The sequence below is a fragment of the Ramlibacter pinisoli genome (assembly GCF_009758015.1).
In the GTDB taxonomy this organism is placed as follows: Bacteria; Pseudomonadota; Gammaproteobacteria; order Burkholderiales; family Burkholderiaceae_C; genus Ramlibacter; species Ramlibacter pinisoli.
Genome location: NZ_WSEL01000009.1, coordinates 778,307 through 800,833, shown reverse-complemented (window position 1 = coordinate 800,833; position 22,527 = coordinate 778,307). Strand labels below are relative to the sequence as shown.

Genomic DNA, 22,527 nt, shown 5'->3' with positions numbered 1-22,527 from the left:
ACGATCGGGCACTGACATGAACACCAAGCACTTCGTCCTGGCGGCGTCAGCCGCCTCCCTGCTCGTCGCCTGCGCCAGCGGGACCGGCTTCGGCTCCGGCTCCGGCATGGGCAGCAGCACGGGTCCGATGGGGTTCTTCGCCACCAGCGTCGGCAGCGGCAAGGGCGCAGACCTCGGCGGCATCGCCGGCGCGGATGCGCATTGCCAGCGGCTGGCCACGGCCGCCGGGGCCGGCAGCCGGACCTGGCGTGCCTACCTGAGCACCCCGAACGTCGCGCAGACACCGACCACGCAACCGGTGGCCGCGGTCCACGCCCGCGACCGCATCGGCGCAGGCCCCTGGTACAACGCCAAGGGCGTGCTCGTGGCGCGCAACGTCGACCAACTGCACGCGAGCGGCAACAACGTCAACAAGGAGACCGTGCTCGACGAACGCGGCAACCCGATCAAGGGCCGCAGCGACACGCCCAACGAGCACGACATGCTGACCGGGTCGCGCGCCGACGGCACGGCGTTCGCGCCGCAGACCGACACCACGTGCAAGGCCTGGACCTCGAGCAGCGACGGCTCGGCCATCGTGGGCCACCACGACCTGAGCGGGCCCACCAACGACAACTGGGCCAAGTCCTGGAACTTCTCCCACCAGTCGGCCGGCTGCAGCCAGGAAGCCCTGGTGCGCACCGGCGGCGCGGGCAAGTTCTACTGCTTCGCGGCGAACTGAGCGGGGCAGGGCGCCGGCGGCTGGCGCCCCGGTGAGGACACGGCCGGCGCAACGAAAGGCAGGAGGGCCTCCTGGGCAGGGGCGGCCCGGCCGTTGCTGCAGGCCGGGACCCGTCCATCCGCACGAAGCGCAGGCCGGACGGGTCCGGTGACGCCTTCCGAGGCTTGAGTCGCGGGAGGTCGTCAGACATAATACAACCGTGCTTTCCAGCCCACCCCGCCGCCCGCGCTCCCTCACCGCCGACCTGGTCCAGGCGCTCGGGGACCGCATCCGCGACGGCAGCCTGCAGGCCGGCACCAAGCTGCCGCCCGAGGGCGCCATCATGGAGGAGTTCGGCGTCAGCCGGACCGTGGTGCGCGAGGCCATCTCCCGCCTGCAGGCGGCCGCCATGGTCGAGACGCGCCATGGCATCGGCACCTTCGTGCTGGGGCATGGCGACGGCAGCGCCTTCCGCATCGCACCGGCCCAGCTGGCCACCCTCAACGACGTCATCGGCGTGCTCGAACTGCGCATGGCGGTCGAGACCGAGAGCGCCGCGCTGGCCGCGGTGCGCCGCACGCCCACCAACCTGGCCGCCCTGCGCTCGGCCCTCGACGCCTTCGCCGGCGCGGTGGCAGAAGGGCGCGACGCCGTCGGCCCCGACTACCAGTTCCACCTGGAGATCGCCCGCTCCACCCAGAACGCCCACTACGCGGGGCTGATGGCGACGCTGGGCGGCTCCATGATCCCGCGCGCCCGGCTCGAGAAGGCCGAGCCCCTGACGGAGGAGCGCGCCGACTACCTGCGGCGCGTGAACGTCGAGCACGAGAGCATCCTGGCGGCCATCGAGCGCCAGGACCCCGAGGCCGCCCGCGCGGCCATGCGCACCCACCTTGCCAACAGCAAGGAGCGGCGCCAGCGCGCCGCGGCCGGCAACACCCGCTGACACACGGACAGTGACAACCCACTTGCCTGCCGCACCGTTCTAGTTGTACGATGTCTTACCTCAATGAGAGAGAGCTCCATGTCGCCCAATGAATTGAAGCAAGCGCTGTCCAGCGGCCTGCTGTCCTTCCCCCTCACCGACTTCGACGCCGACCTGCGTTTCGAGCCGCGCGGCTACACCTCGCGCCTCGAGTGGCTGATGCCGTACGGCGCCACGGTGCTGTTCGCGGCCGGCGGCACCGGCGAGTTCTTCTCGCTCGAACCGACCGAATTCGCCCAGGTGATCAAGGTTGCCTCGGACACCTGCCGCGGCCGCGTGCCCATCGTGGCCGGCGCCGGTGGCGGCACCCGCCTGGCGATCACCTACGCACAGGAAGCCGAGCGCGATGGCGCCCAGGGGGTGCTGCTGCTGCCGCACTACCTGACCGAAGCGACGCAGGAAGGCCTGCTCTCCCACGTCGAGGCGGTCTGCAAGAGCGTGAAGATCGGCGTCATCGTCTACAACCGCGGCGCCTGCAAGCTCAATGCCGATTCGCTGGCCCGCCTGGCCGAGCGCTGCCCCAACCTGATCGGCTTCAAGGACGGCCTGGGCGACATCGAGCGCATCGTGTCGATCCGCCAGAAGCTGGGCGACCGCTTCGTCTACGTGGGCGGCATGCCCACCCACGAGGTCTACGCGCAGGCCTACAAGGCGCTGGGCGTGCCGGTGTACTCGTCGGCCGTCTTCAACTTCGTGCCGCGCACGGCCATCGAGTTCTACAACGCCTACGCGAGCGGCGACAACGCCACCGTCAGCCGCCTGATCAAGGACTTCTTCCTGCCGTACCTCGAAATCCGCAACAAGGGCGAGGGCTATGCGGTCAGCATCGTCAAGGCCGGTGCCACCATCGTCGGCAAGACGGCCGGCCCGGTGCGTCCGCCGCTGTCGGACCTCAAGGCCGCCGAGGTCGAGCAGCTCGCTGCCCTGATCCGCACCCTCGGCCCGCAGTAAGGGGTAGGGTGGCGTCCTGCCCCGCGTTGTTCCAGAAGTACCGGAGACATCCATGAGAAAGATCCTGCTCGGCGCCGCCCTGGCGCTGTCGGCGGTCACCAGCGCCTTCGCAGCCTGGCCGGCCGACAAGCCCGTCACGCTGGTGGTGCCGTTCCCCCCGGGCGGCTCCACCGACGCCATCGCCCGCGTGCTGGCCCAGAAGCTGCCTGAGAAGCTGGGCGGCACCTGGATCATCGACAACAAGCCGGGCGCCACCGGCACCATCGGTGCGGCGTTCGTCAAGCGCGCGCCCGCCGACGGCTACACGCTGTTCGTGTCCTCGCTCGGCCCGTTCGTCATCGCGCCGCACCTGATCAAGGGCGTGCAGTACGACGCCCTGAAGGACTTCGAGCCCGTCACCATCGCGGTGCAGGCGCCCAACGTGCTGGTCGTGCCCACCTCGTCGCCCTCGCGCACCGTGGCCGAACTGCTGGCCAACCTGAAGAAGACCCCGGGCAAGGTGAGCTTCGCGTCGTCGGGCAACGGCTCGTCGGACCACCTGTCGGCCGAGCTGTTCTGGCAGCAGTCGGGCACCGAGGGCCTGCACGTCCCGTACAAGGGTGGCGGCCCGGCCATCAACGACCTGCTGGGCGGCCAGGTGGATGCGGCCTTCGTCAACATCAACAGCATCATCCAGCACATCAAGGGCGGCAAGGTGCGCGCGCTGGGCATCTCCTCCGAGCGCCGCTCGCCGCTGCTGCCGGACGTGCCGACGCTGCAGGAGCAGGGTGTCCGGGGCGCCGAAGTGCAGTCGTGGCAGGCGGTCGCGGCGCCCAAGGGGCTGCCGGCCGACATCAAGACCAAGCTGCGTGACGCCATCGCCGCGTCCCTCAACGAGCCGGACGTCAAGGACAAGCTGCTGGCGCAGGGCTTCGAGGTGGTGGTCAACACCCCCGAGCAGTTCGCCAAGCAGCAGGCCACGGAGTACGGCCGCTGGAAGACGCTGATCGAGCAGCGCAAGATCACGGCCGACTGAAAGGACGCACGGTGCCCCAGGACACCCGCCCACGCCTGATCCGCATGCACGCCGCGGACAACGTCGCCATCGTGGCCAACGATGGCGGCCTGGACCCCGGGACCGAGATTCCCGACGGCCCCACGCTGCGCGACCGCGTGCCGCAGGGCCACAAGGTCTCGCTGGCCGACATCCCGGCCGGCGGCCCGATCCGCCGCTACGACGTGGTGATCGGCCACGCGATGGCCGCCATCCCGGCCGGCAGCTGGGTGCACGAGCGCCTGCTGAAGATGCCGGGGGCGCGCGGCCTCGACGACCTGCCGATGGCCACCGCGCGCCGGGCGGCCCAGGAGCCGATCGAGGGCTACACGTTCGAGGGCTACCGCAACGCCGACGGCACGGTGGGCACGCGCAACATCCTGGCGATCACGCAGACCGTGCAGTGCGTCGCCGGCGTCACCGAGTTCGCTGTCGACCGCATCAAGAAGGAACTGCTGCCGCGCTATCCCAACGTCGACGACGTGGTGGGGCTGGAGCACGGCTACGGCTGCGGCGTGGCGATCGACGCGCCCGACGCCAAGATCCCGATCCGCACCCTGCGCAACATCAGCCTCAACCCGAACTTCGGCGGCGAGGTGATGGTGGTCAGCCTGGGGTGCGAGAAGCTGCAGCCCGAGCGCCTGCTGCCTCCCGGCACCATCCCCGTGGTCGACCAGCGCGCCGACCAGGCGCAGGCCGGCCTGGACGTGGTCTGCCTGCAGGACAACGCGCACGTCGGCTTCATGTCGATGGTCGACTCCATCCTGCGCCAGGCCGAGGTGCACCTGAAGCGCCTGGACGCGCGCCGCCGCGAGACCGTGCCGGCCAGCGAGCTGGTGGTGGGCGTGCAGTGCGGCGGCAGCGATGCCTTCTCGGGTGTCACCGCCAACCCCGCGGTGGGGTTCTGCACCGACCTGCTGGTGCGCGCCGGCGCCACCGTGATGTTTTCCGAGACCACCGAGGTGCGCGACGGTGTCGCGCAGCTCACTGCGCGCGCCGCCACGCCCGAAGTGGCGCAGGCGATCGTGCGCGAGATGGCCTGGTACGACGCCTACCTGCAGCGCGGCAGCGTCGACCGCAGCGCCAACACCACCCCCGGCAACAAAGCCGGCGGGCTGTCGAACATCGTCGAGAAGGCGATGGGCTCGATCATCAAGTCGGGCACGTCCACCATCTCCGGCGTGCTCGCCCCGGGCGAGAAGCTGCCGCACAAGGGCCTGTTCTACGCCGCCACGCCGGCCAGCGACTTCATCTGCGGCACGCTGCAGCTGGCCGCCGGCATGAACCTGCACGTGTTCACCACCGGCCGCGGGACCCCCTATGGCCTGGCCGAAGTGCCGGTGATCAAGGTGGCCACCCGCACCGACCTGGCGACCCGCTGGCACGACCTGATGGACATCAACGCCGGCCGCATCGCCGACGGCGACGCCACCGTCGAGGACGTGGGCTGGGAGATGTTCCGCCTGATGCTCGACGTGGCCAGCGGCCGCAAGAAGACGTGGGCCGAGCAGTGGAAGCTGCGCAACCAGCTCGTGCTGTTCAACCCCGCACCCGTGACCTGACCCCCTTGCCCTCCATGTCCTCTCCCACCGTCAAGCAGATGCGCGTCGTGCCGGTCGCCGGCCGCGACGGCATGCTGCTCAACCTCTCGGGCGCGCATGCGCCGTTCTTCACCCGCAACATCGTCATCGTCACCGACAGCGCCGGCCACACTGGCCTGGGCGAGGTGCCGGGCGGCGAGAAGATCCGCCAGACGCTGGAGGACGCGCGGGCCCTGGTCGAAGGCCAGGGCATCGGCAACCTGCAGGCCATCCTCAACGCCATGCGCACGCGGTTCGCCGACCGCGACGCCGGCGGCCGCGGCCAGCAGACCTTCGACCTGCGCACCACCATCCACGCCGTGACGGCGGTGGAATCGGCGCTGCTCGACTTGCAGGGCCAGCACCTGGGCGTGCCGGTGGCGGCGCTGCTGGGCGAAGGCCAGCAGCGTGATGCCGTGCAGATGCTCGGCTACCTGTTCTACGTGGGCGACCGCAGGAAGACCAACCTGCCGTACGCCAGCGAGCCCGACGCGCAGGACGACTGGCTGCGCCTGCGGCACGAGGAGGCGATGACGCCCGAGGCCGTGGTCCGGCTGGCCGAGGCGGCGCACAAGCGCTACGGCTTCCAGGACTTCAAGCTCAAGGGCGGCGTGCTCAGCGGCGACGCCGAAGTGGAGGCCGTGACGGCGCTGCACGAGCGCTTCCCGCAGGCCCGCGTCACGCTGGACCCCAACGGCGGCTGGCTGCTGAAGGACGCGATCCGCCTGGGCCGCAGGATGCAGGGCGTCGTCGCCTATGCCGAGGACCCGTGCGGTGCCGAGGAGGGCTTCTCCGGGCGCGAGGTCATGGCCGAGTTCCGCCGCGCCACCGGCCTGCCCACCGCCACCAACATGGTGGCGACCGACTGGCGCCAGATGGCGCACTCGCTCGCCCTGCAGTCGGTCGACATCCCGCTGGCCGACCCGCACTTCTGGACCATGGCCGGCTCGGTGCGCGTAGCGCAGACCTGCCGTGACTGGGGCCTGACCTGGGGTTCGCACTCCAACAACCATTTCGACGTCTCGCTGGCGATGTTCACCCACGTCGGCGCCGCCGCGCCGGGCAAGGTGACAGCGATCGACACCCACTGGATCTGGCAGGACGGCCAGCGCCTGACGAAGGAGCCGCTGCGCATCGAGGGCGGCTACGTCCAGGTGCCGAAGAAGCCGGGCCTGGGCATCGAGCTCGACATGGCCGAGGTGGAGAAGGCGAACGCGCTGTACCAGCAACACGGCCTGGGCGCGCGCGACGACGCGATCGCGATGCAGTTCCTGGTGCCGAACTGGAAGTTCGACCCGAAGCGGCCCTGCATGGTGCGCTGAACGGAACCCCGTCATTGCGGGCTTGACCCGCAATCCATCGCCGGAAGGTGGATGGGCCTGGCGCGCGAACAGTGGATCGGTCGCGGCGGTATGACGGACAGGAGATGGATGCCGGGTCGAGCCCGGCATGACGAAACACCGGGCACTCGCCCCGACACACGAAGGAGAACCGAATGTTCAAGAACCTCATCGGCGGCGAATGGGTGCAGGGCGCCCGCACCAGCCGCAACATCAACCCCTCGGACACCCGCGACGTGGTCGGCGAGTACGCGCAGGCCGACGCCGAGCAGGCGCGCACCGCCATCGCGGCAGCCGTGAAGGCGCAGAAGGCCTGGGGCCTGTCGACGCCGCAGCAGCGCTTCGACATCCTCGACGCCGCCGGCACCGAGATCCTGGCGCGCCGCGCCGAACTGGGCGACCTGCTCGCGCGCGAGGAGGGCAAGGTGCTGCCCGAGGCGGTGGGCGAGGTGGTGCGGGCCGGCAACATCTTCAAGTTCTTCGCCGGCGAGGCGCTGCGCACCAACGGCGACCTGGTGCCCTCGGTGCGGCCCGGCATCGGCGTGGAGGTCACGCGCGAGCCGGTCGGCGTGGTCGGCCTGATCACGCCCTGGAACTTCCCGATCGCGATCCCGGCCTGGAAGCTGGCCCCCGCGCTGGCCTACGGCAACGCCGTGGTGCTCAAGCCGGCCGACCTGGTGCCGGGCAGCGCCTGGGCCCTGGCCGAGATCCTGCAGAAGGCGGGCCTGCCGGCCGGCGTGCTGAACCTGGTGATGGGCCGCGGCTCCGAGGTGGGCCAGGTCCTGCTGGAGGACAAGCGGGTCGACGCGATCAGCTTCACCGGCTCGGTGGCCACCGGCCGCCGCATCGCCAGCGCCTGCGTGGCGCGCATGGCCAAGTTCCAGCTCGAGATGGGTGGCAAGAACCCGATGGTCGTCCTGGACGATGCCGACCTGGACGTCGCCGTCGCGGCGGCCGTCAACAGCGGCTTCTTCTCCACCGGCCAGCGCTGCACCGCCTCGTCGCGGCTGATCGTCACCGAGGGCATCCACGACCGCTTCGTCATGGCCATGGCCGAGCGCATGAAGTCGCTCAAGGTCGACGACGCCCGCAAGGCCGGCACCGACATCGGCCCGGTGGTCGACGAGAAGCAGCTCGCGCAGGACCTCGACTACATCGGCATCGGCAAGGGCGAGGGCGCCCGGCTGGTGGCAGGCGGCGAGGCGGTGGCCAAGAACGCCGACGGCGCTCCCGGCTGGTACATGAAGCCGGCGCTGTTCACCGAGACCACGGCGTCGATGCGCATCAACCGCGAGGAGATCTTCGGCCCGGTGGTCAGCGTGCTGCGGGTCAAGGACTACGACGAGGCGCTGGCCATGGCCAACGACACCGAGTTCGGCCTGTCGGCGGGCATCGCCACCACCTCGCTCAAGCACGCCACGCACTTCAAGCGCCACTCGCAGGCCGGCATGGTGATGGTCAACCTGCCGACCGCCGGCGTCGACTACCACGTGCCGTTCGGCGGCCGCAAGGGATCGAGCTACGGGCCGCGCGAGCAGGGTCGCTACGCGGCGGAGTTCTACACGACGGTGAAGACGGCCTACACCCAGGCTTGAGCGTCGCGGGGGTGTAGCGAACCGAAGGTCCCCGGGGCCGGCCGGCCCCCCGTGCGGCCGGCCGCCGCGAGATCCGAGGAGACAACAAGATGAAGATCGCGCAACCCTCGCGCCGCACGCTGCTGCGCAGCGTCGCCGCCACCGGCATGGGGCTGGTGGGCGGCGGCGTCCTGGCCCAGGCGTTTCCGTTCACGCCCAACCAGCGCTACCCCGACCCGGCGGTGCAGATCCTGGACCCCGGCTTCGCGAAGTACCGCATCTACAGCAGCACGGTGGAGCAGGTGGCCACCGGCATGCGCTGGGCCGAGGGGCCGGTGTACTTTCCCGGTGCACCGGGCGAGCCGGGCTACGTGCTGGTGAGCGACATCCCGAACAACCGCATCATGAAGTTCGACGAGAAGACGGGCGCCTTCACCGTCTTCCGCGCGAACGCCAACTACGCCAACGGCAACACGCGCGACCGGCAGGGCCGGCTGGTGACCTGCGAGCACTCGGTCACCCGGCGCATCACCCGCACCGAGAGGGATGGCCGGATCACCGTGCTGGCCGACGGCTTCGAGGGCAAGCGGCTGAACGCGCCCAACGACATCGTGGTGAAGTCCGACGACAGCATCTGGTTTACCGACCCGGTCTTCGGCATCAACGGCGAGTGGGAGGGCGCGCGCGCGAAGCCCGAGCAGGCGACCACCAACGTCTACCGGATCGCGCCCGACGGGAAGATCAGCGCCGTCGTCACCGACCTGCTCAACCCGAACGGGCTGGCCTTCTCGCCCGACGAGAAGAAGCTCTACGTGGTCGAGTGGCGCGGCACGCCCAACCGCAGCATCTGGAGCTGGGACGTGGGTGCCGACGGCGTCTCGCTGTCGAACAAGACCAAGGTAGTCGACGCCGCCGACCAGGGCGCGCTGGACGGCTTCCGGGTCGACCGCGACGGCAACCTGTGGTGCGGCTGGGGCAGCAACGGCGCACTGGCCGCGGAGCCCAGCGACCTGGGCGGCCGCAAGGTGTTCCAGCTGCGCGGCAAGTCCGAGGACCTCGACGGCGTGATGGTGTTCAACCCGCAGGGCAAGCCGCTGGCGCACATCCGCCTGCCCGAGCGCTGCGCCAACCTCGCCTTCGGCGGCCCGAAGAACAACCGGCTGTACATGGCCAGCTGCCACTCGCTCTACGCGCTGTACGTGGAGAGCCACGGCGCCACCTGAGCGGGCGGCCGCGCGGGATCAGGCCGCGAGCCGGGCCTTGAACTCGCGCGCCACGGCCGCGATGGCGGCGGCGTTGCCACCCTCGCGCCGGCGCACCAGTGCCACCTGGCGGGCGTCGGCGCGTGGCACCTCCACCACCCGCAGGCGGGCGTCGGCCTGCCAGCGGGCTTCCTGCAGCAGCGGCACCAGGGCGATGCCCAGGCCCGAGCGCACCAGTTCCACGATGCCCTCGAGCGCGTTGAGCTCGAGGAATTCCTGCGGCCGCACGCGCAGCTTGCGCAGCAGGCGTTCGACCTGCTGGCCGGTCTGCTCGGAGCGGTCGAAGCGGATGAAGGGCTGCTTCTGCAGCAAGGTGCGCGGCGGCGCCGGCGCCAGCGTGGCCGGCACCAGCAGCACCATGGCTTCCTCGTACAGCGGTGTCCAGGCCAGCGCCGGCTGGTTGGCAGTGCTGTCGCGCACGGCGACCGCGGCGTCGAGCTCGCCGGCGGCCACCCGCTGCACCAGGTCGGCCGACTTGGCCGCGCTGACGTGCAGTTCGAGCGCCGCGTGGCGCGCCTTGAGTGCCAGGGTCGATTCGATCAGCGGCCGCAGCGCCGACACGATGGCGCCCAGGTGCACGGTGCCGGCCATCGGTTCGGGGGCCGGCGCGCTCAGCAGCAGCTGGTCGTAGAGCTGCACCAGCTGGTGCACCCGCGGCAGCAGCGCCCGGCCGCCCTCGCTCAGCCCGACGGCCTTGCCCTGGCGTTCGAACAGGGGCCGGCGCAGCTCGGCTTCGAGGGACCGCATCTGCTGGCCGACGGCGGCCTGGGTGAGCGCCACCCGGGGCGCGGCGGCGGCGAACGAGCCCTCGGCGGCGACGGCCAGGAAGGTGCGCAGGAGGCGGATGCTGCTCATCCCGCCATCCTAAAGAAAAGCTTTCGCATCGGTAAAGACGAATTGGCTTTTGCTTGGGTGTGCGGGTCTCGATAATCGACCCCCATGACCTCCCGTCGCCACCTCCTGCTGGCCGCCGCCGCCGCGGCCTCCCTGCCGGCCTGGGCCCAGCCCGGCTATCCCGCCAAGCCGATCCGCCTGGTCGTGCCGTTCCCGGCCGGCGGCGCCACCGACATCTTCGCCCGCGCCGTGTCGCAGAAGCTGGGCGAGCGCCTCGGCCAGGCGGTGGTGGTGGACAACAAGCCCGGCGCCGGCGGCTCGATCGGCTCCGACATCGCGGCCAAGGCGCCGCCCGATGGCTACACGCTGCTGCTGGCCACCAGCAGCACGCACAGCATCGGGCCCAGCTTCGCGGCCCGGCTGCCGTACGACGCGGTGGCCGATTTCACGCCCATCGCGCACGTGGGCAACGCGCCCAACATCATGGTGGTGCCCACCTCGGCGCCGGCCAAGACCGTCAAGGAATGGGTGGAGTACGCCCGCAAGAATCCGGGCAAGCTCAACTACGCCAGCAGCGGCAACGGCACCATCGTCCACCTGAGCGCCGAGTACTTCAAGGCCCAGACCGGCACCTTCCTGGTCCACATCCCGTACCGCGGCACGGCCCTGGCCATGCCCGACCTGGTGAGCGGCAAGGTCGACGTGCTGTTCGACTCGGTGGCCAGCGCGCTGCCGCACATCAAGGACGGCCGCGTGAAGGCGCTGGGCATCAGCAGCCTGAAGCGCTCGCCGCTGTTCCCCGAACTGCCCACCATCGCCGAGGCGGTGCCCGGCTACGAGACCATGACCTGGTTCGGCCTGTACGGCCCCAAGGCCCTGCCGGCCGACCTGGTCTCGCGCCTGAACACCGCCTTGAACCAGGCACTGCAGGATGCCGACGTGAAGGACCGCCTGGCCCGCCTGGGCATCGAGCCCGTGGGCGGCACGCCCCAGCAGTTCACCACGATGGTCGCGGCCGACCGCGCCAAGTGGAAGAAGCTCATCGTCGAGAGGAAGCTGACGGCCGATTGAGCCGGATCCCGGATCGCGCCGCAGCGCCTGCCACTTCACGGACTCCACCATGCATTTCGACTTCCACAACCCCTATCCGACCACCCGCATCCCCGTCTTCGCGCGCAACGTCGTCTCGACTTCGCACCCGCTGGCCGCGCAGGCCGGCCTGCGCATCCTGTGGAAGGGCGGCAACGCGGTCGATGCCGCCATCGCCGCGGCCGCCGTCATGACCGTGTGCGAGCCGGTCAGCAACGGCCTGGGCAGCGACGCCTTCGCCATCCTGTGGGACGGCAAGGAACTGCACGGCCTCAATGCCTCGGGCCGGGCCCCCGCCAGCTGGACGCCCGACTACTTCCGCCGCAAGCACGGCGACGGCGCCACCACCCCGCCCAAGCGCGGCTTCGACTCGGTCACCGTGCCCGGCGCGGTGGCGTCGTGGATGGCGCTGTCCGAGCGCTTTGGCAAGCTGCCCTTCGCCGACCTGCTCGAGCCGGCCATCGACATCGCCGAGCGCGGCTACCTGCTGCCGGTGGTGGTGCAGCAGAAATGGGAGGCCGCCGTGCCCGAGCTCGGCCAGCAGCCGGGCTTCGCGCAGGCGTTCCTGCCGCGCGGCCGGGCGCCGCGGGTGGGCGAGCTGTTCCAGTTCCAGGCCGCCGCCAAGGGCCTGCGCCGCATCGCCGAGACCAAGGGCGCGGCCTTCTACGGCGGCGAGATCGCGCAGGCCGTGGAGCGCTTCGCGCGCGACAACGGCGGCTCGATCACGGCGGCGGACTTCGCCGCCTTCAAGCCCGAGTGGGTCACGCCCATTTCCAAGAACTACCGCGGCCACACGCTGCACGAGATCCCGCCCAACGGGCAAGGCATCGCGGCGCTGATCGCGCTGGGCATCCTCGACCAGTTCGACCTGGCCAGCCTGCCGGTCGACGGCCCCGAGTCGCAGCACCTGCAGATCGAGGCCATGAAGCTGGCGTTCGCCGACGTCTACGAGCACTGCGCGGAGCTCGAGAGCATGCAGGTCACGCCGGCCCAGCTGCTGGACGACGGCTACCTGGCCAGCCGCGCCAGGCTGATCGACCGCAAGAAGGCCCAGGACTTCCGCGCCGGCAACCCGGTCAAGGGCGGCACCATCTACCTCACCGCCGCCGACGAGAACGGCATGATGGTCAGCTTCATCCAGAGCAACTACATGGGCTTCGGCTCCGGTTGCGTCGAGCCCACGTTCGGCATCAGCCTGCAGAACCGCGGCCACGGCTTCTCGCTGCGCCCCGGCCCCAACGTCGTGGCTCCGGGCAAGCGGCCGTTCCACACCATCATCCCGGCTTTCCTCACCCAGGACGGCCAGCCGGTGATGTCGTTCGGCGTGATGGGCGGCAACATGCAGCCGCAGGGCCACCTTCAGACGGTGGTGCGCATGCTCGACTACAAGCAGGGCCCGCAGGCGGCCTGCGACGCGCCGCGCTGGCGCTTCAACCGCGGGCTGGAGATCAACGTCGAGCAGCAGATGAACCAGGACACCGTGCGCGAACTGCAGGCCCGCGGCCACGTCGTCGAGGTGATCAACGACAACTACCAGGACTTCGGCGCCGGCCAGTTCATCTGGCGCGCGGGCGAGCCCAAGGTGGAAGGCTACGTGGCGGCGTCGGATTCGCGCCGCGACGGGCTGGCAGCGGGGTTCTGACCTCCGCCGGCGGGGCAGCCGCCCCCGCCGCGCCCGGTCAGGCCGTCGCCTTGGTGGGATTCTCCGGGGCGGTCCGGCGCGCGGCCGACAGCGAGCCGTGCGCATCGGCATAGGCGCGCGTGAACTCGGCCCCGAGCAGGAAGATCTGCGCCGCGTAGTACACCCAGGCGAGCAGCAGCACGATGGCGCCGGCGGCCTGGAACGATTCGGACATGCCGCTCTTGCCCAGGTAGAGCCCGATCGCGACCTTGCCCACCTCGAACAGGACCGCCGTCACGACGGCGCCCACGCGCACGTCGCGCCAGGCCACCGGCGTGGACGGCATGTACTTGAAGATGAGCGCGAACAGCACCGACAGGATGGCCAGCGAGACCAGGGTGTTGAGCACCTGCAGCAGCACCTCCCAGCCGGGCATCAGCGCGCCGGCCCAGGCACCGAACGCCGCCAGGCCGGCGCTCACCACCAGCGACACCATCAACAGGAAGGCCACGCCCAGGATCAGCCCGAACGACAGCAGCCGGGCCCGCAGCAGGCCGGCGATGCCGGAGGGCTTCTTCGCCGCCGGCACCTTCCAGATCCGGTCCAGCGCGCTCTGCAGCTCGGCGAAGACGGTGGTGGCGCCGACCATCAGCACCACGATGCTGATCGCCCCGGCAATCAGGCCGCGGTCGGTGTCGCTGGCACTGGCCACCAGGCCCTCGACCATCTCCGCGCCCTGGGGCCCCACCAGCCCGGCCAACTGGTCGGAGATCAGGCCCTGCACCGCCTCGCGGCCGAAGGCGGCGCCTGCGATGGCGATCACGATCACGAGCAGCGGCGCCAGCGAGAAGACGGTGTAGTACGAGATCGCCGCGCCCATGCTGGGCGCGTAGTCGTCGGACCAGGCCTTGAACGACTGGACGGCGAGATGGACGAGTTTTCCGGGAGCCAGCATGCGGCCAGCGTGGCCCAGCGGCAATGCGCGCCGCGTCGGACGGCGGCTCGAACGGCCGACGGCGTCAGTCCGCGCGCAGCGTGCGGTCGAAGAGGGCGAACAGCCGCTCCCAGTGCCGCTCGGCCGACTCCCGTTGGTAGATGCCCTCGCGCCGCGGGAACACGAAGCCGTGCTCCGCGCCGGGGTACCACTCCAGCCTGTACCGCATGCCGCCGTCGCGCATCGCCTGCTCCAGCGTGGCCACGGTGGCCGGCGGCGCCCACTTGTCGGTCCCGGCGCAGCCGACGTAGGTCTCGCAGCGGATGCGGGCCGTGAGCCGGTGCGGTGAATCGTCGGCTTCGGTCACCATGTTGGCCGGGTGCAGGGCCGCGATGGACCGCAGGCGGTCGGGCAGGGCGGCCGCGGCGGCGAACACGAAGGGCCCGCTCATGCAGTAGCCCACCGCGCCGACCCGGCGGGCATCGGCGGCCGGCTGGGCGTCGACGTGGCGCAGCATGGCCTCGGAGTCACGCACGACCATGGCGTTGCTCAGGCTGTTCATCAACTCGAACATCGGCGCCATGCCTTCGGGCGTGCGCACCTTCAGCTCGAACTCGCGGGTGCGCCGGTAGTAGAGGTTGGGCAGCACCACGTAGTAGCCCACCGAAGCGAGCCGCCGCGCCATGTCGTGCAGTTCCTCGCGCTTGCCGGGCGCGTCCATGTAGAACAGCACCACCGGATGCGGCCCTCCTTCCTCCGGGTGGACGATGAACGTGTTCATGGCGCCGTCGGCCGTGGCGATGTCCAGGTGCAGTTCGATCATGGGAGGGCTCTCCTTGCCCTCGCAGCATGCCTCAGCCGGCCGGGCCGGCGTCCCCGGGCAAACACGAGCGGGGAATCGCTGGGCTATGGTAGGCCTGGGCCTACACCCGCTGGCCGACGGCGACGACTGCGCGGCGGTGCGCGGCGGGCTTCAATGGCTGCAACACCCTCCAAGGAGTCCACCATGCACACCGCCCTTTGCACTTTCGACGACCACGTCGCCGCGGAGCAGGCGCGCGACCGCCTGCTGCAAGCGGGGTTCGCCCGCAACGACGTGCACCTGGAACGTCGCGATAGCGACGACCCGGTCGTGGGCGACGACGACTACGGCGAGGCCTCGCGCGCCAGCGGCGGCGTCGAGCACGAGATCGCCCTCGATCCGAGCGTGGTGCGCCGCATCACCGGCTTCTTCGGCCATCTGCTGGGGGATGCCCACCCGCACCGCGAGACCTACAGCGGGCACGTGGCCGCCGGCCGCACGGTGCTGGTGGTCGACACGCGGGACGCCGCCGACGTCGAGCGGGCCCGTGCCGTGCTGGCGCAGGCCGAGCGCAGCGAGAACCTGGAAGTCGTGCACCGCCCGGACCAGCGCCCGCTGCGCGACGTAGTGGCCGACACTCCGCCCCACGTGGAATCGCAGGCGACGACGCAGGCCGGGCTGCAGGGGCGCTCCAGCGACTGGACCAACCGCAGCGAGAGAACCGAGGACGCCGCCGACCGGGCGTTCGCGTCCGGCACGCCCGAGCAGCGCGAACTGCGCACCGAGGGCGACCGCCCGAACCGCGAGGGGCGGGGGCGTACGCGGGACGACGAATGAGCGCGGCCGGCGTCGGCCTTCAGGCCGGCGGCTGCGCGTCGTCGGGACGGCGCGGCAGGTGCACCGAGAAGGTGGTACCGGTGTTGGGAGCGGACGCCACCGCCATCCAGCCGCCGTGGGCGCGCACGATCTCGCGGCAGATGTAGAGCCCCAGGCCCAGGCCGGCGCGCCCGCGCCTCTCGACGATGGCGGCGTTGCCGCGAACCAGCGGCTCGAAGATGCGCAACTGCTCGGCCTGCGGGATGGCCGCGCCGTGGTTGTGGACCGAGAAACTGGTCTTGTCGTCGGTCGACCAGACCTTCACGGAAATGATGCTGTCCCTCGCGCCGTAGGCGATGGCGTTGCCCAGCAGGTTGGACAGCACCTGCCCGAGCCGGTGCTCGTCCCAGTTGCCTTCCAGGTCGCCCGAGACGTCGCAGTGGAAGATGCGGTCGGGGTGGCGCACCTGGGTCTCCTGGACCACCTTGACCAGCATGTCGCCCAGGTGGCCCGGCAGGCGCCGCACCGGCATGGCGCCGTGCGACTGCGTGCGGCTGAAGTCCATCGTCTGCTCCACGATGCCCTGGATGCGCGCGGCGGCATTCAGGATGGGCGCCACGGAGGTGGCCGGGAGCTGGCGCGACTTCACCAGGTACTCCGCGCTGACCATGATGGTGCCCAGCGGGTTGCGGATGTCGTGGCCGAGGATGCCGATGAACAGGTCGGTCGCCGTCTTGGTCTGCTGGACATAGCGGCCGATCGCCTCGGCGATGCCCTGGTCGATGGCCTCGTCGAAGCGCGCCAGGTCGGACGTGTCGCGCGCGTGCGTGCCGCCGCCCGCATTGCGCCAGTGGGTGAGCACGCTGGCACGCAGCGCCCGGTATTCGGACAGGATGGCATCGACCGTGATGCCCTGCAGCCGCCGGGCGTCGGCGTGGGCCTGCGCCGCGTTGGGATGGGGCGGCTGCGCGGCGTCGGCCGGGGAGCCGGACAGCGGCTGCGTCAGCGTCCAGACGATGTTGTGCAGGATGTCGGGCCCATGGTCGCGCACGCCGGCGGGGTCCAGCGGCATGTCGTCATGGCCCAGCGAACGGGCGTACGCGTCCCAGTCGGCCAGGATGTCCGCTTCGTGGTCCTGGATGAACTCGGCCAGCCCCTGCCGGGCCGCCGGGTTTCTGACGGGGGGAGTCGTCATCCAGAGCGTGCCGATGTCGCCCGCGGAGCGTGTGACGCTCGACGGCGAGGGAATCGCTTGCTGCATGGAAAGACCTCTTCCTCGGACGAATGGCGGCAGCTCAGCCGCAGGCCAGACGGGCGGTTCACGGGATTCCGGACGCTGCTCATGGTTGGATGGGGCAAGGCGATCAGGCGCGTGGGAAGACCGACCACGCGGCAAGCCCTCCTGCCTGAAGCATGCTGGGCGCAGAGGCAGACGTCTGTCTGCCAAAGCACATAGCGTTTACATTTTGTGTGTGACCGTGCAGTCACACTTACATGGCGACGCAGCGGTTTGTGAGCTGGGCTAGGCCGTCACGCGAGATGGAAGAAGTCTTTCGTACTCTCTTTTCACGGTCGCGTAGCACTCGCAGCTGCAATGTTCCAGCGCCGCCCGGTCCAGCACCGTGATGTTCCCGCGCGAATAACGGATGAGGCCGGCCCGCTGCAGACGGGCGGCAGCGACCGTCACCCCTTCCCGGCGCACGCCGAGCATGTTGGCGATCAGCTCCTGGGTCATCACGAGGTTGGAGCCCCCCAGACGGTCGAGGCTGAGCAGCAGCCAGCGGCACAGCTGCTGGTCGATGGTGTGGTGCCGGTTGCAGACGGCCGTCTGGGTCATCTGGGCGATGAGCGCCTGGGTGTAGCGCAGCAGCAGGTGCATGGCCGGACCCGCGCGTTCGAACTCATCCAGAAGGGCTTGCGTGGGCAGCCGCAGGACCCGGCCGGCACCCTGGACGACGCCGCGGCTGGAGGTCGAGCCGCCGCCCATGAAGAGGGACACGCCGACCATGCCGTCGCGGCCGACGATGGCGATCTCGGCCATGTCGCCGTCTTCCAGCACATGCAGCAGCGAGACCAGGGCGTTGATGGGGAAGTAGACGTGCTCGAGGGTGGCGCCAGGCTCGTACACGACCATGCCCAGGGGCATGTCGACGGCAACCAGGTGCGGAGCCCAGCGCTGCAGCGTGCCCTCGGGCATCGCCGCTAGCAGGCTGTTGCTCCGGTACTCAGGTGCAGATTTCATGGCGCCTCCTGGACACACCGCAGGGCCGGCCACCGGTCCCCAGGGCGGCCGCAGCCGTTGCGCGCACCTGCCGGTCAAGGAAGGTGCTGGCCGGAGCATAGTGCTTTCATTTGCCCGGCGGTGAATATTGCAGGGCAGCAATGGCAAAACAGCAACGCACGGGCTGCTGCCAAGGTCGGGTCCATCCCATTGGGGGATCGACAGGCCCCCGCGGCAGAGCCTCAGTTGCGGCGCGTGGGCGGCTGGAAGTAGCTGGCGATGTCTTCCAGGTCGGCCGACTGGAGGGTACCCGCCGAATAGCGTAGGCGAAGCAGGGACAGGAGGTAGTTGTACCGTGCCTGCGACAGGTCGCGGCGGGCATCGAACAGCTGCTGCTGCGCGTTGAGCGCATCGGTGTTGGTGCGCTGGCCGCCGGCGATGCTGCGGCGCGTGGCTTCCACGGTCAGAAGGGCCGATTGCAGCGCGGTGCGGGCCGCTTCCAGCCGCACCACGCTGCTCATCGTCAGGTTGTGCTGCTTGCGCAGCTCCACCAGTACCTGGCTGGTCTTGCCATCCAGGTCGGCGGCCAGCTTTTCCTGCTGGGCCACGGCCTGGGCAACCGCCGCCGACGTCGCGCCGCCGGAATAGATCGGAATCTGCAACTGCACCCCGAGCGAGCGGATGTTGGTTTGCTGGTTGAAGGTGTTGATCGTCTCCGAGTCGTTCTTGCCGACGTTCGCCACCAGGTCCAGGCGGGGCAGGTGGCCCGCCTTGTTGCGGTTGATCTCCTCGCGCGCCACGTCCAGCGCGCGCCGCTGCACGTGCAGTTCGGGGTTGGTGTCCAGGGCGATGGCCCGCCACTCCTCGAAGCTGCGGGTCGAGCCGGGGCGCGGCTGGAAGTTCTCGACCAGGGGGTCGAGGTCCGTGACCGGCTGGCCGATGATGGCTGCCAGCGACTCGCGGGCATTGGTCAGGTTGTCCTTGGCCTCCAGCACTTGGGCGACGGCCATGTCGTAGCGGGCCTGGGTCTCCACGACATCGGTGCGGGTGCCCTCGCCGCGGTCGAACAGGCGCTGGTTCGACGCCCGCTGGCCGGCGTAGGCGTCCCGCTGCGCCTCGGCCAGGGCCAGCTGGTCCTCGGCGTACTTGGCGAACGTGTATTGGGTGACCACCCGCAGGATCAGGTCCTGCACGCGCGAGACGAACAGCGTGTCGCTGGCGGCGGTCTGCGCGATGCCCTGGCGATAGCGGGCCATGCCTTCCGGGTGGTACAGGGGCTGCCGCAACTGCAGGTTCGCCACCAGGCTGTCGTAGCGGCGGTGGTCGGTGGGCGCCGCCGCGTTGGCGGTGTTGGTGACATCGGTGCGGTTGCGCGCCGGCGCATAGCTCGCCGAGACCTGGGGCAGGATGTTCGCCCGTCCCAGGGGCAGGTTCTGCTGGCCCGCCTCATGCTCGTGCAGCGCGGCCCGGAAGGCCGGATCGTTGATCTGCGCCGCCTGGTAGGCCTCCAGGAGGCCGAGCGCGTGCGCCGGAGGTGCGAAGGTGGACAGGACCAGCAGGCAGGCCAGCAGGTGCCGGGCGGCGGGCTCGCCCACGTCTTATTCCTCCCTCATCGACAGGCGCGAATGGTCGAGTACCGGCTTGAGCAGGTAGTTCATCAAGGTGCGCTCACCGGTCTTGACGAACAGGTCCACCGGCATGCCCGGGCGGATCTGCAGGCTGGCCACCAGCCGCATGCCTTCGGGCGCCACCTTGGCCTTGACGTTGTAGTAAGGCTGGCCGGTCTTCTCGTCGACCAGGCGGTCGGCCGAGACGTGGGTCACGATGCCCGGCACGTGCGGCGTGAGGTTCTGGTTGAAGGCCGAGAAGATCAGTTCCACCGGCAGGCTGGGGTTGACCTTGTCGACCAGGTGCACCGGCAGCTGGCCGTCGACGATCAGCGGGTCATCGCTGGGCACGATGTCCATCATGCGGAAGCCGGGGGCGACCACCCCGCCGTTGGTGAAGACGTTCATCGCCACCACGGTGCCGTCGACCGGCGCGCGCACGGTGGCATTGGCCAGTTCCCAGTCCAGGGCCGAGAGCTTGTTCACATAACCCTGGGCGTCGCGCTGCACGTCCGACAGCTGCGAGCGCACTTCCTTCTGGTATTCCTGCTGCCGCTGCAGCCGGCGCATCCGGAACTCGGCGATTTGCCGCAGGCCCTTGCCGATGTTGCTGCCGTCCTCGGCGATGGCGGTCTGCAGCTGGGCGTGCTGGCGTTCCAGTTCCAGCAGCCGGTTGCGGGCGACGTAGCCCTCGGCGGTCAGGTCGCGCATGCCGGTCAGCTGCTCCTGCAGGAAGTGCAGCTGCTGGCGCTTGCCTTCACGCGACTCCTCCAGCCCGCGGTTCTGCACGATGAGCCCGGCCACGTTCTCGTCCAGCGAGGACAGTTCGGCGTGGATGGCGGCCTGGCGCGATGCGAAGAGCTGCCGTTGCAGCTGGAGCTGGCTGGAAACCAGGGGGTCGCTGCGCATCCTTTCAAGTTCAGGCGAGAACGTGATGGTCTTCAGGCCATCGCGCTCCGCGAGCAGCCGGGACTCGGTCGACCGCGACGCGATGTACTGCGTCCGCACCGATTCCGCATTGGCGCGAGCCGTCACGGCATTCATGCGCACCAGCACATCGCCGGCCTTCACGGTGTCGCCTTCCTTGACCAGGATGGTCTCCACGGTGCCGCCGGTCATGTGCTGGACGGCCTTCTTGTTCGACGCCACCGTCACGGTGCCGGTCATGGGAACCCCCTTGTCCAGCGGCGCGAGGCTGGCCCAGAGCAGGAAGCCGCCGATGCCGGCCAGGATGACGGCCCAGCCCAGGCGGGCATGCGATCGCTCGTCGCGCTCGGGTTCCAGCGTGGCTGCGACAAGGTCGCGCGACGCGACCTGGGGCAGCAGTGTGGGCGTGCCGTTCGATTCCATGGTGTGCCTCTTTCAGGTTCGGGTGTTGTTGGTGCCGTTGGCCGCGGAGGGCGCCGTGGCCGGGCGGGCGACGTCCGTCGCCGGGCGATGGGATGGGGTCTGGGGCTTGAGCTGCTCCTGGCGGGTGGCCAGGTCGGTCAGGACCTTGGCGGTGGGGCCGAACATCTCGACCGCCCCGGCGCGCAGGACCAGCAGCTTGTTGGTGACGCCGACCGCGCTGCCCCGGTGGGTGACCATCACGATGGTCTTGCCGATGGCCCGCAATTCGACGATGGCCTCGACCAGGGCGCGCTCGCCGGGGTCGTCGAGGTTGGAGTTGGGCTCGTCCAGCACCAGCAGCGCGGGGTCGCCGTACATGGCACGGGCCAGGCCGATGCGCTGGCGCTGGCCGCCTGACAGGCCGGCGCCGCCGTCGCCCAGCGGGGTGTCGTACCCGCGGGAGAACTGCAGGATCATCTCGTGCACGCCGCAGCGCTTGGCCGCCCGCACCACCTTCTCGGCGTCGAGCGCGCCGAAGCGCGCGATGTTCTCGCCGATGGTGCCGGCGAACAGCTCCACGTCCTGGGGCAGGTAGCCCACCGCCGGCCCCAGTTCGTCCTTCGCCCACAGGTAGACGTCGGCGCCGTCCAGGCGGACCGATCCGGCGGCCGCCGGCCAGACGCCCACCAGCAGGCGGGCCAGCGTCGACTTGCCGGCGCCGCTCGGGCCGATGACGCCCAGCACGTCGCCGGGTTCGAGCGCGAAGCGCACCTGCCGCACGGTGGCCACCGAGGCGCCGGGCGGGCCGGCTGTCACGGATTCGACCGACAGGCGGCCCACGGGCGCCGGCAGCGGCATCCCGGTGCGGCGGGGCGGGTTGGACGACAGCAGCGCATGCAGCCGTTGCCAGGCACCGCGCGTGCTGGCCCAGGTGCGCCACACGCCCAGCACCTGCTCCACGGGCTGGAGCGTGCGGCCCATGAGGATGGAGGAAACCACCATCATCCCGCCGGTCATCTGGTTGTCGAGCACCAGCAAGGCCCCGAACCCCAGGATCAGCGACTGCATGGCGAGCCGCACGAACTTGGCGGTGGCTGTGATCATCCCGGACTTCTCGCTGGCCTGGGCCTGCAGTTGCAGGTAGCGCGCATGGGTCGCGAACCAGCGCGACATCAGGTTGGGCAGCATGCCCATGGCCTCGATGACTTCCGCGTTGCGCAGGTTGTTGGTGGCCTGCTGGTTGGCCGCCACCGAGAGGTTGGTGGCCTCGGCCAGCGTCTTGCGCGTCACCACCTCGTTGAGCACCGTCAGCCCCACCAGGACCACCGTGCCGCACAGGGCGAACAGCCCGAGCGGCGGGCTGAACAGGAAGATGACGGCCAGGTTGATCGGGAACCACGGCGCGTCGAAGAAGGCGAACAGGCCGTTGCCGGTGAGGAACTGGCGCACGGCCGACAGGTCCTGCAGGGACTGGCCGGCATTGCCGCCGGCCTGGCGCAGGTTCTGCTCGAAGGCGGCCGTGTAGACCCGCTTGTTCAGGCGCATGTCCAGCCGGCTGCCGACACGCACCAGCACCATGCTGCGCACGAACTCCAGCACGCCCATGAAGACGAACGCGCCGACGATCATCAGCGTGAGCATCAGGAGCGTGATCTGGTTGCGGCTGGCGAGCACCCGGTCGTAGACCTGCAGCATGTACAGCGATGGCGCCAGCATGAGCAGGTTGAGGATGGCGCTGAACGCGCCGACGGTCAGGAAGGCGCCCCGGAAGGCGAGCAGCGCCTGGGCGAGCTCGCCTTGCTTCCAGCTGGGGGTGGGGTTGGGCATGGTTTTCTCCGTCTGGTGGGGT

The 22,527-nt window shown here is 70.2% G+C and carries 19 protein-coding genes; 11 read left to right on the top strand and 8 right to left on the bottom strand.

Annotated elements, in window-relative coordinates:
- Window positions 1–16: 16 nt before the first annotated feature.
- From GON04_RS18245 to GON04_RS18210, 8 genes are all read left to right on the top strand, one after another.
- Window positions 17–721 carry a hypothetical protein gene (locus GON04_RS18245; RefSeq protein WP_157399445.1) on the top strand — a complete coding sequence of 235 codons (705 nt, stop codon included), beginning with the start codon at window positions 17–19 and terminating at the stop codon, window positions 719–721.
- A 199-nt stretch (window positions 722–920) separates the two neighbouring features.
- Window positions 921–1,646: an FCD domain-containing protein gene (locus GON04_RS18240; RefSeq protein ID WP_181653652.1), complete on the top strand. Its 726-nt coding sequence runs from the start codon at window positions 921–923 to the stop codon at window positions 1,644–1,646.
- Window positions 1,647–1,724: 78 nt separating this feature from the next.
- Window positions 1,725–2,636: a 5-dehydro-4-deoxyglucarate dehydratase gene (kdgD, locus tag GON04_RS18235; RefSeq protein ID WP_157399444.1), complete on the top strand. Its 912-nt coding sequence runs from the start codon at window positions 1,725–1,727 to the stop codon at window positions 2,634–2,636.
- A 52-nt stretch (window positions 2,637–2,688) separates the two neighbouring features.
- Complete coding sequence (locus GON04_RS18230; protein WP_157399443.1) at window positions 2,689–3,651, top strand: Bug family tripartite tricarboxylate transporter substrate binding protein; 963 nt, start codon at window positions 2,689–2,691, stop codon at window positions 3,649–3,651.
- Between the two features lie 44 nt (window positions 3,652–3,695).
- Window positions 3,696–5,231 (top strand): galactarate dehydratase, encoded by a 1,536-nt coding sequence (gene garD / locus GON04_RS18225; protein ID WP_157400761.1) that lies wholly within the window; start codon window positions 3,696–3,698, stop codon window positions 5,229–5,231.
- A gap of 14 nt (window positions 5,232–5,245) precedes the next feature.
- Window positions 5,246–6,571, top strand: a complete 1,326-nt coding sequence (gudD, locus tag GON04_RS18220; RefSeq protein ID WP_370530011.1) for a glucarate dehydratase — start codon at window positions 5,246–5,248, stop codon at window positions 6,569–6,571.
- A 173-nt stretch (window positions 6,572–6,744) separates the two neighbouring features.
- Complete coding sequence (locus GON04_RS18215) at window positions 6,745–8,184, top strand: aldehyde dehydrogenase family protein (RefSeq protein ID WP_157399442.1); 1,440 nt, start codon at window positions 6,745–6,747, stop codon at window positions 8,182–8,184.
- A gap of 89 nt (window positions 8,185–8,273) precedes the next feature.
- Window positions 8,274–9,386 carry an SMP-30/gluconolactonase/LRE family protein gene (locus GON04_RS18210; protein WP_157399441.1) on the top strand — a complete coding sequence of 371 codons (1,113 nt, stop codon included), beginning with the start codon at window positions 8,274–8,276 and terminating at the stop codon, window positions 9,384–9,386.
- 18 nt (window positions 9,387–9,404) lie between these two features.
- Here GON04_RS18210 and GON04_RS18205 read toward each other — a convergent pair whose 3' ends face one another.
- Window positions 9,405–10,280, bottom strand: a complete 876-nt coding sequence (locus tag GON04_RS18205) for a LysR substrate-binding domain-containing protein (RefSeq protein WP_157399440.1) — start codon at window positions 10,278–10,280, stop codon at window positions 9,405–9,407.
- Between the two features lie 84 nt (window positions 10,281–10,364).
- Between GON04_RS18205 and GON04_RS18200 the strand changes: the two genes are divergently transcribed.
- Both GON04_RS18200 and GON04_RS18195 read left to right on the top strand, forming a co-directional pair.
- Window positions 10,365–11,330, top strand: coding sequence for a tripartite tricarboxylate transporter substrate binding protein (locus GON04_RS18200; protein WP_157399439.1), 966 nt, complete (start codon window positions 10,365–10,367; stop codon window positions 11,328–11,330).
- A 49-nt stretch (window positions 11,331–11,379) separates the two neighbouring features.
- Window positions 11,380–12,990 carry a gamma-glutamyltransferase family protein gene (locus GON04_RS18195; RefSeq protein ID WP_157399438.1) on the top strand — a complete coding sequence of 537 codons (1,611 nt, stop codon included), beginning with the start codon at window positions 11,380–11,382 and terminating at the stop codon, window positions 12,988–12,990.
- A 37-nt stretch (window positions 12,991–13,027) separates the two neighbouring features.
- Here the strand turns inward: GON04_RS18195 and GON04_RS18190 are convergent, their stop codons facing one another.
- Together GON04_RS18190 and GON04_RS18185 are read right to left on the bottom strand one after the other, a co-directional pair.
- Window positions 13,028–13,924 carry a YihY/virulence factor BrkB family protein gene (locus GON04_RS18190; RefSeq protein ID WP_157399437.1) on the bottom strand — a complete coding sequence of 299 codons (897 nt, stop codon included), beginning with the start codon at window positions 13,922–13,924 and terminating at the stop codon, window positions 13,028–13,030.
- A gap of 64 nt (window positions 13,925–13,988) precedes the next feature.
- Window positions 13,989–14,726 (bottom strand): dienelactone hydrolase family protein, encoded by a 738-nt coding sequence (locus GON04_RS18185; RefSeq protein ID WP_157399436.1) that lies wholly within the window; start codon window positions 14,724–14,726, stop codon window positions 13,989–13,991.
- 183 nt (window positions 14,727–14,909) lie between these two features.
- On the opposite strand from GON04_RS18185, the gene GON04_RS18180 reads away from it, so the two are divergent.
- Complete coding sequence (locus GON04_RS18180) at window positions 14,910–15,542, top strand: hypothetical protein (protein ID WP_157399435.1); 633 nt, start codon at window positions 14,910–14,912, stop codon at window positions 15,540–15,542.
- Window positions 15,543–15,561: 19 nt separating this feature from the next.
- Here GON04_RS18180 and GON04_RS18175 read toward each other — a convergent pair whose 3' ends face one another.
- From GON04_RS18175 to GON04_RS18155, 5 genes are all read right to left on the bottom strand, one after another.
- Window positions 15,562–16,716 (bottom strand): sensor histidine kinase, encoded by a 1,155-nt coding sequence (locus GON04_RS18175; RefSeq protein WP_198349341.1) that lies wholly within the window; start codon window positions 16,714–16,716, stop codon window positions 15,562–15,564.
- 327 nt (window positions 16,717–17,043) lie between these two features.
- Complete coding sequence (locus GON04_RS18170; protein ID WP_157399433.1) at window positions 17,044–17,763, bottom strand: Crp/Fnr family transcriptional regulator; 720 nt, start codon at window positions 17,761–17,763, stop codon at window positions 17,044–17,046.
- Between the two features lie 221 nt (window positions 17,764–17,984).
- Complete coding sequence (locus GON04_RS18165) at window positions 17,985–19,337, bottom strand: TolC family outer membrane protein (RefSeq protein ID WP_181653651.1); 1,353 nt, start codon at window positions 19,335–19,337, stop codon at window positions 17,985–17,987.
- Between the two features lie 3 nt (window positions 19,338–19,340).
- Complete coding sequence (locus tag GON04_RS18160) at window positions 19,341–20,699, bottom strand: HlyD family type I secretion periplasmic adaptor subunit (RefSeq protein ID WP_157399432.1); 1,359 nt, start codon at window positions 20,697–20,699, stop codon at window positions 19,341–19,343.
- Between the two features lie 12 nt (window positions 20,700–20,711).
- Window positions 20,712–22,505, bottom strand: a complete 1,794-nt coding sequence (locus tag GON04_RS18155) for a type I secretion system permease/ATPase (protein WP_157399431.1) — start codon at window positions 22,503–22,505, stop codon at window positions 20,712–20,714.
- Window positions 22,506–22,527 lie beyond the last annotated feature (22 nt).

Bases quoted from the DNA above. Each gene is read 5' to 3' on its own strand.
- GON04_RS18245 (WP_157399445.1), top strand. From the start codon at position 17: ATGAACACCAAGCACTTCGTCCTGGCGGCGTCAGCCGCCTCCCTGCTC.
- kdgD (WP_157399444.1), top strand. From the start codon at position 1,725: ATGTCGCCCAATGAATTGAAGCAAGCGCTGTCCAGCGGCCTGCTGTCC.
- GON04_RS18230 (WP_157399443.1), top strand. From the start codon at position 2,689: ATGAGAAAGATCCTGCTCGGCGCCGCCCTGGCGCTGTCGGCGGTCACC.
- garD (WP_157400761.1), top strand. From the start codon at position 3,696: ATGCACGCCGCGGACAACGTCGCCATCGTGGCCAACGATGGCGGCCTG.
- gudD (WP_370530011.1), top strand. From the start codon at position 5,246: ATGTCCTCTCCCACCGTCAAGCAGATGCGCGTCGTGCCGGTCGCCGGC.
- GON04_RS18215 (WP_157399442.1), top strand. From the start codon at position 6,745: ATGTTCAAGAACCTCATCGGCGGCGAATGGGTGCAGGGCGCCCGCACC.
- GON04_RS18210 (WP_157399441.1), top strand. From the start codon at position 8,274: ATGAAGATCGCGCAACCCTCGCGCCGCACGCTGCTGCGCAGCGTCGCC.
- GON04_RS18205 (WP_157399440.1), bottom strand. From the start codon at position 10,280: ATGAGCAGCATCCGCCTCCTGCGCACCTTCCTGGCCGTCGCCGCCGAG.
- GON04_RS18200 (WP_157399439.1), top strand. From the start codon at position 10,365: ATGACCTCCCGTCGCCACCTCCTGCTGGCCGCCGCCGCCGCGGCCTCC.
- GON04_RS18195 (WP_157399438.1), top strand. From the start codon at position 11,380: ATGCATTTCGACTTCCACAACCCCTATCCGACCACCCGCATCCCCGTC.
- GON04_RS18190 (WP_157399437.1), bottom strand. From the start codon at position 13,924: ATGCTGGCTCCCGGAAAACTCGTCCATCTCGCCGTCCAGTCGTTCAAG.
- GON04_RS18185 (WP_157399436.1), bottom strand. From the start codon at position 14,726: ATGATCGAACTGCACCTGGACATCGCCACGGCCGACGGCGCCATGAAC.
- GON04_RS18180 (WP_157399435.1), top strand. From the start codon at position 14,910: ATGCACACCGCCCTTTGCACTTTCGACGACCACGTCGCCGCGGAGCAG.
- GON04_RS18175 (WP_198349341.1), bottom strand. From the start codon at position 16,716: ATGACGACTCCCCCCGTCAGAAACCCGGCGGCCCGGCAGGGGCTGGCC.
- GON04_RS18170 (WP_157399433.1), bottom strand. From the start codon at position 17,763: ATGAAATCTGCACCTGAGTACCGGAGCAACAGCCTGCTAGCGGCGATG.
- GON04_RS18160 (WP_157399432.1), bottom strand. From the start codon at position 20,699: ATGGAATCGAACGGCACGCCCACACTGCTGCCCCAGGTCGCGTCGCGC.
- GON04_RS18155 (WP_157399431.1), bottom strand. From the start codon at position 22,505: ATGCCCAACCCCACCCCCAGCTGGAAGCAAGGCGAGCTCGCCCAGGCG.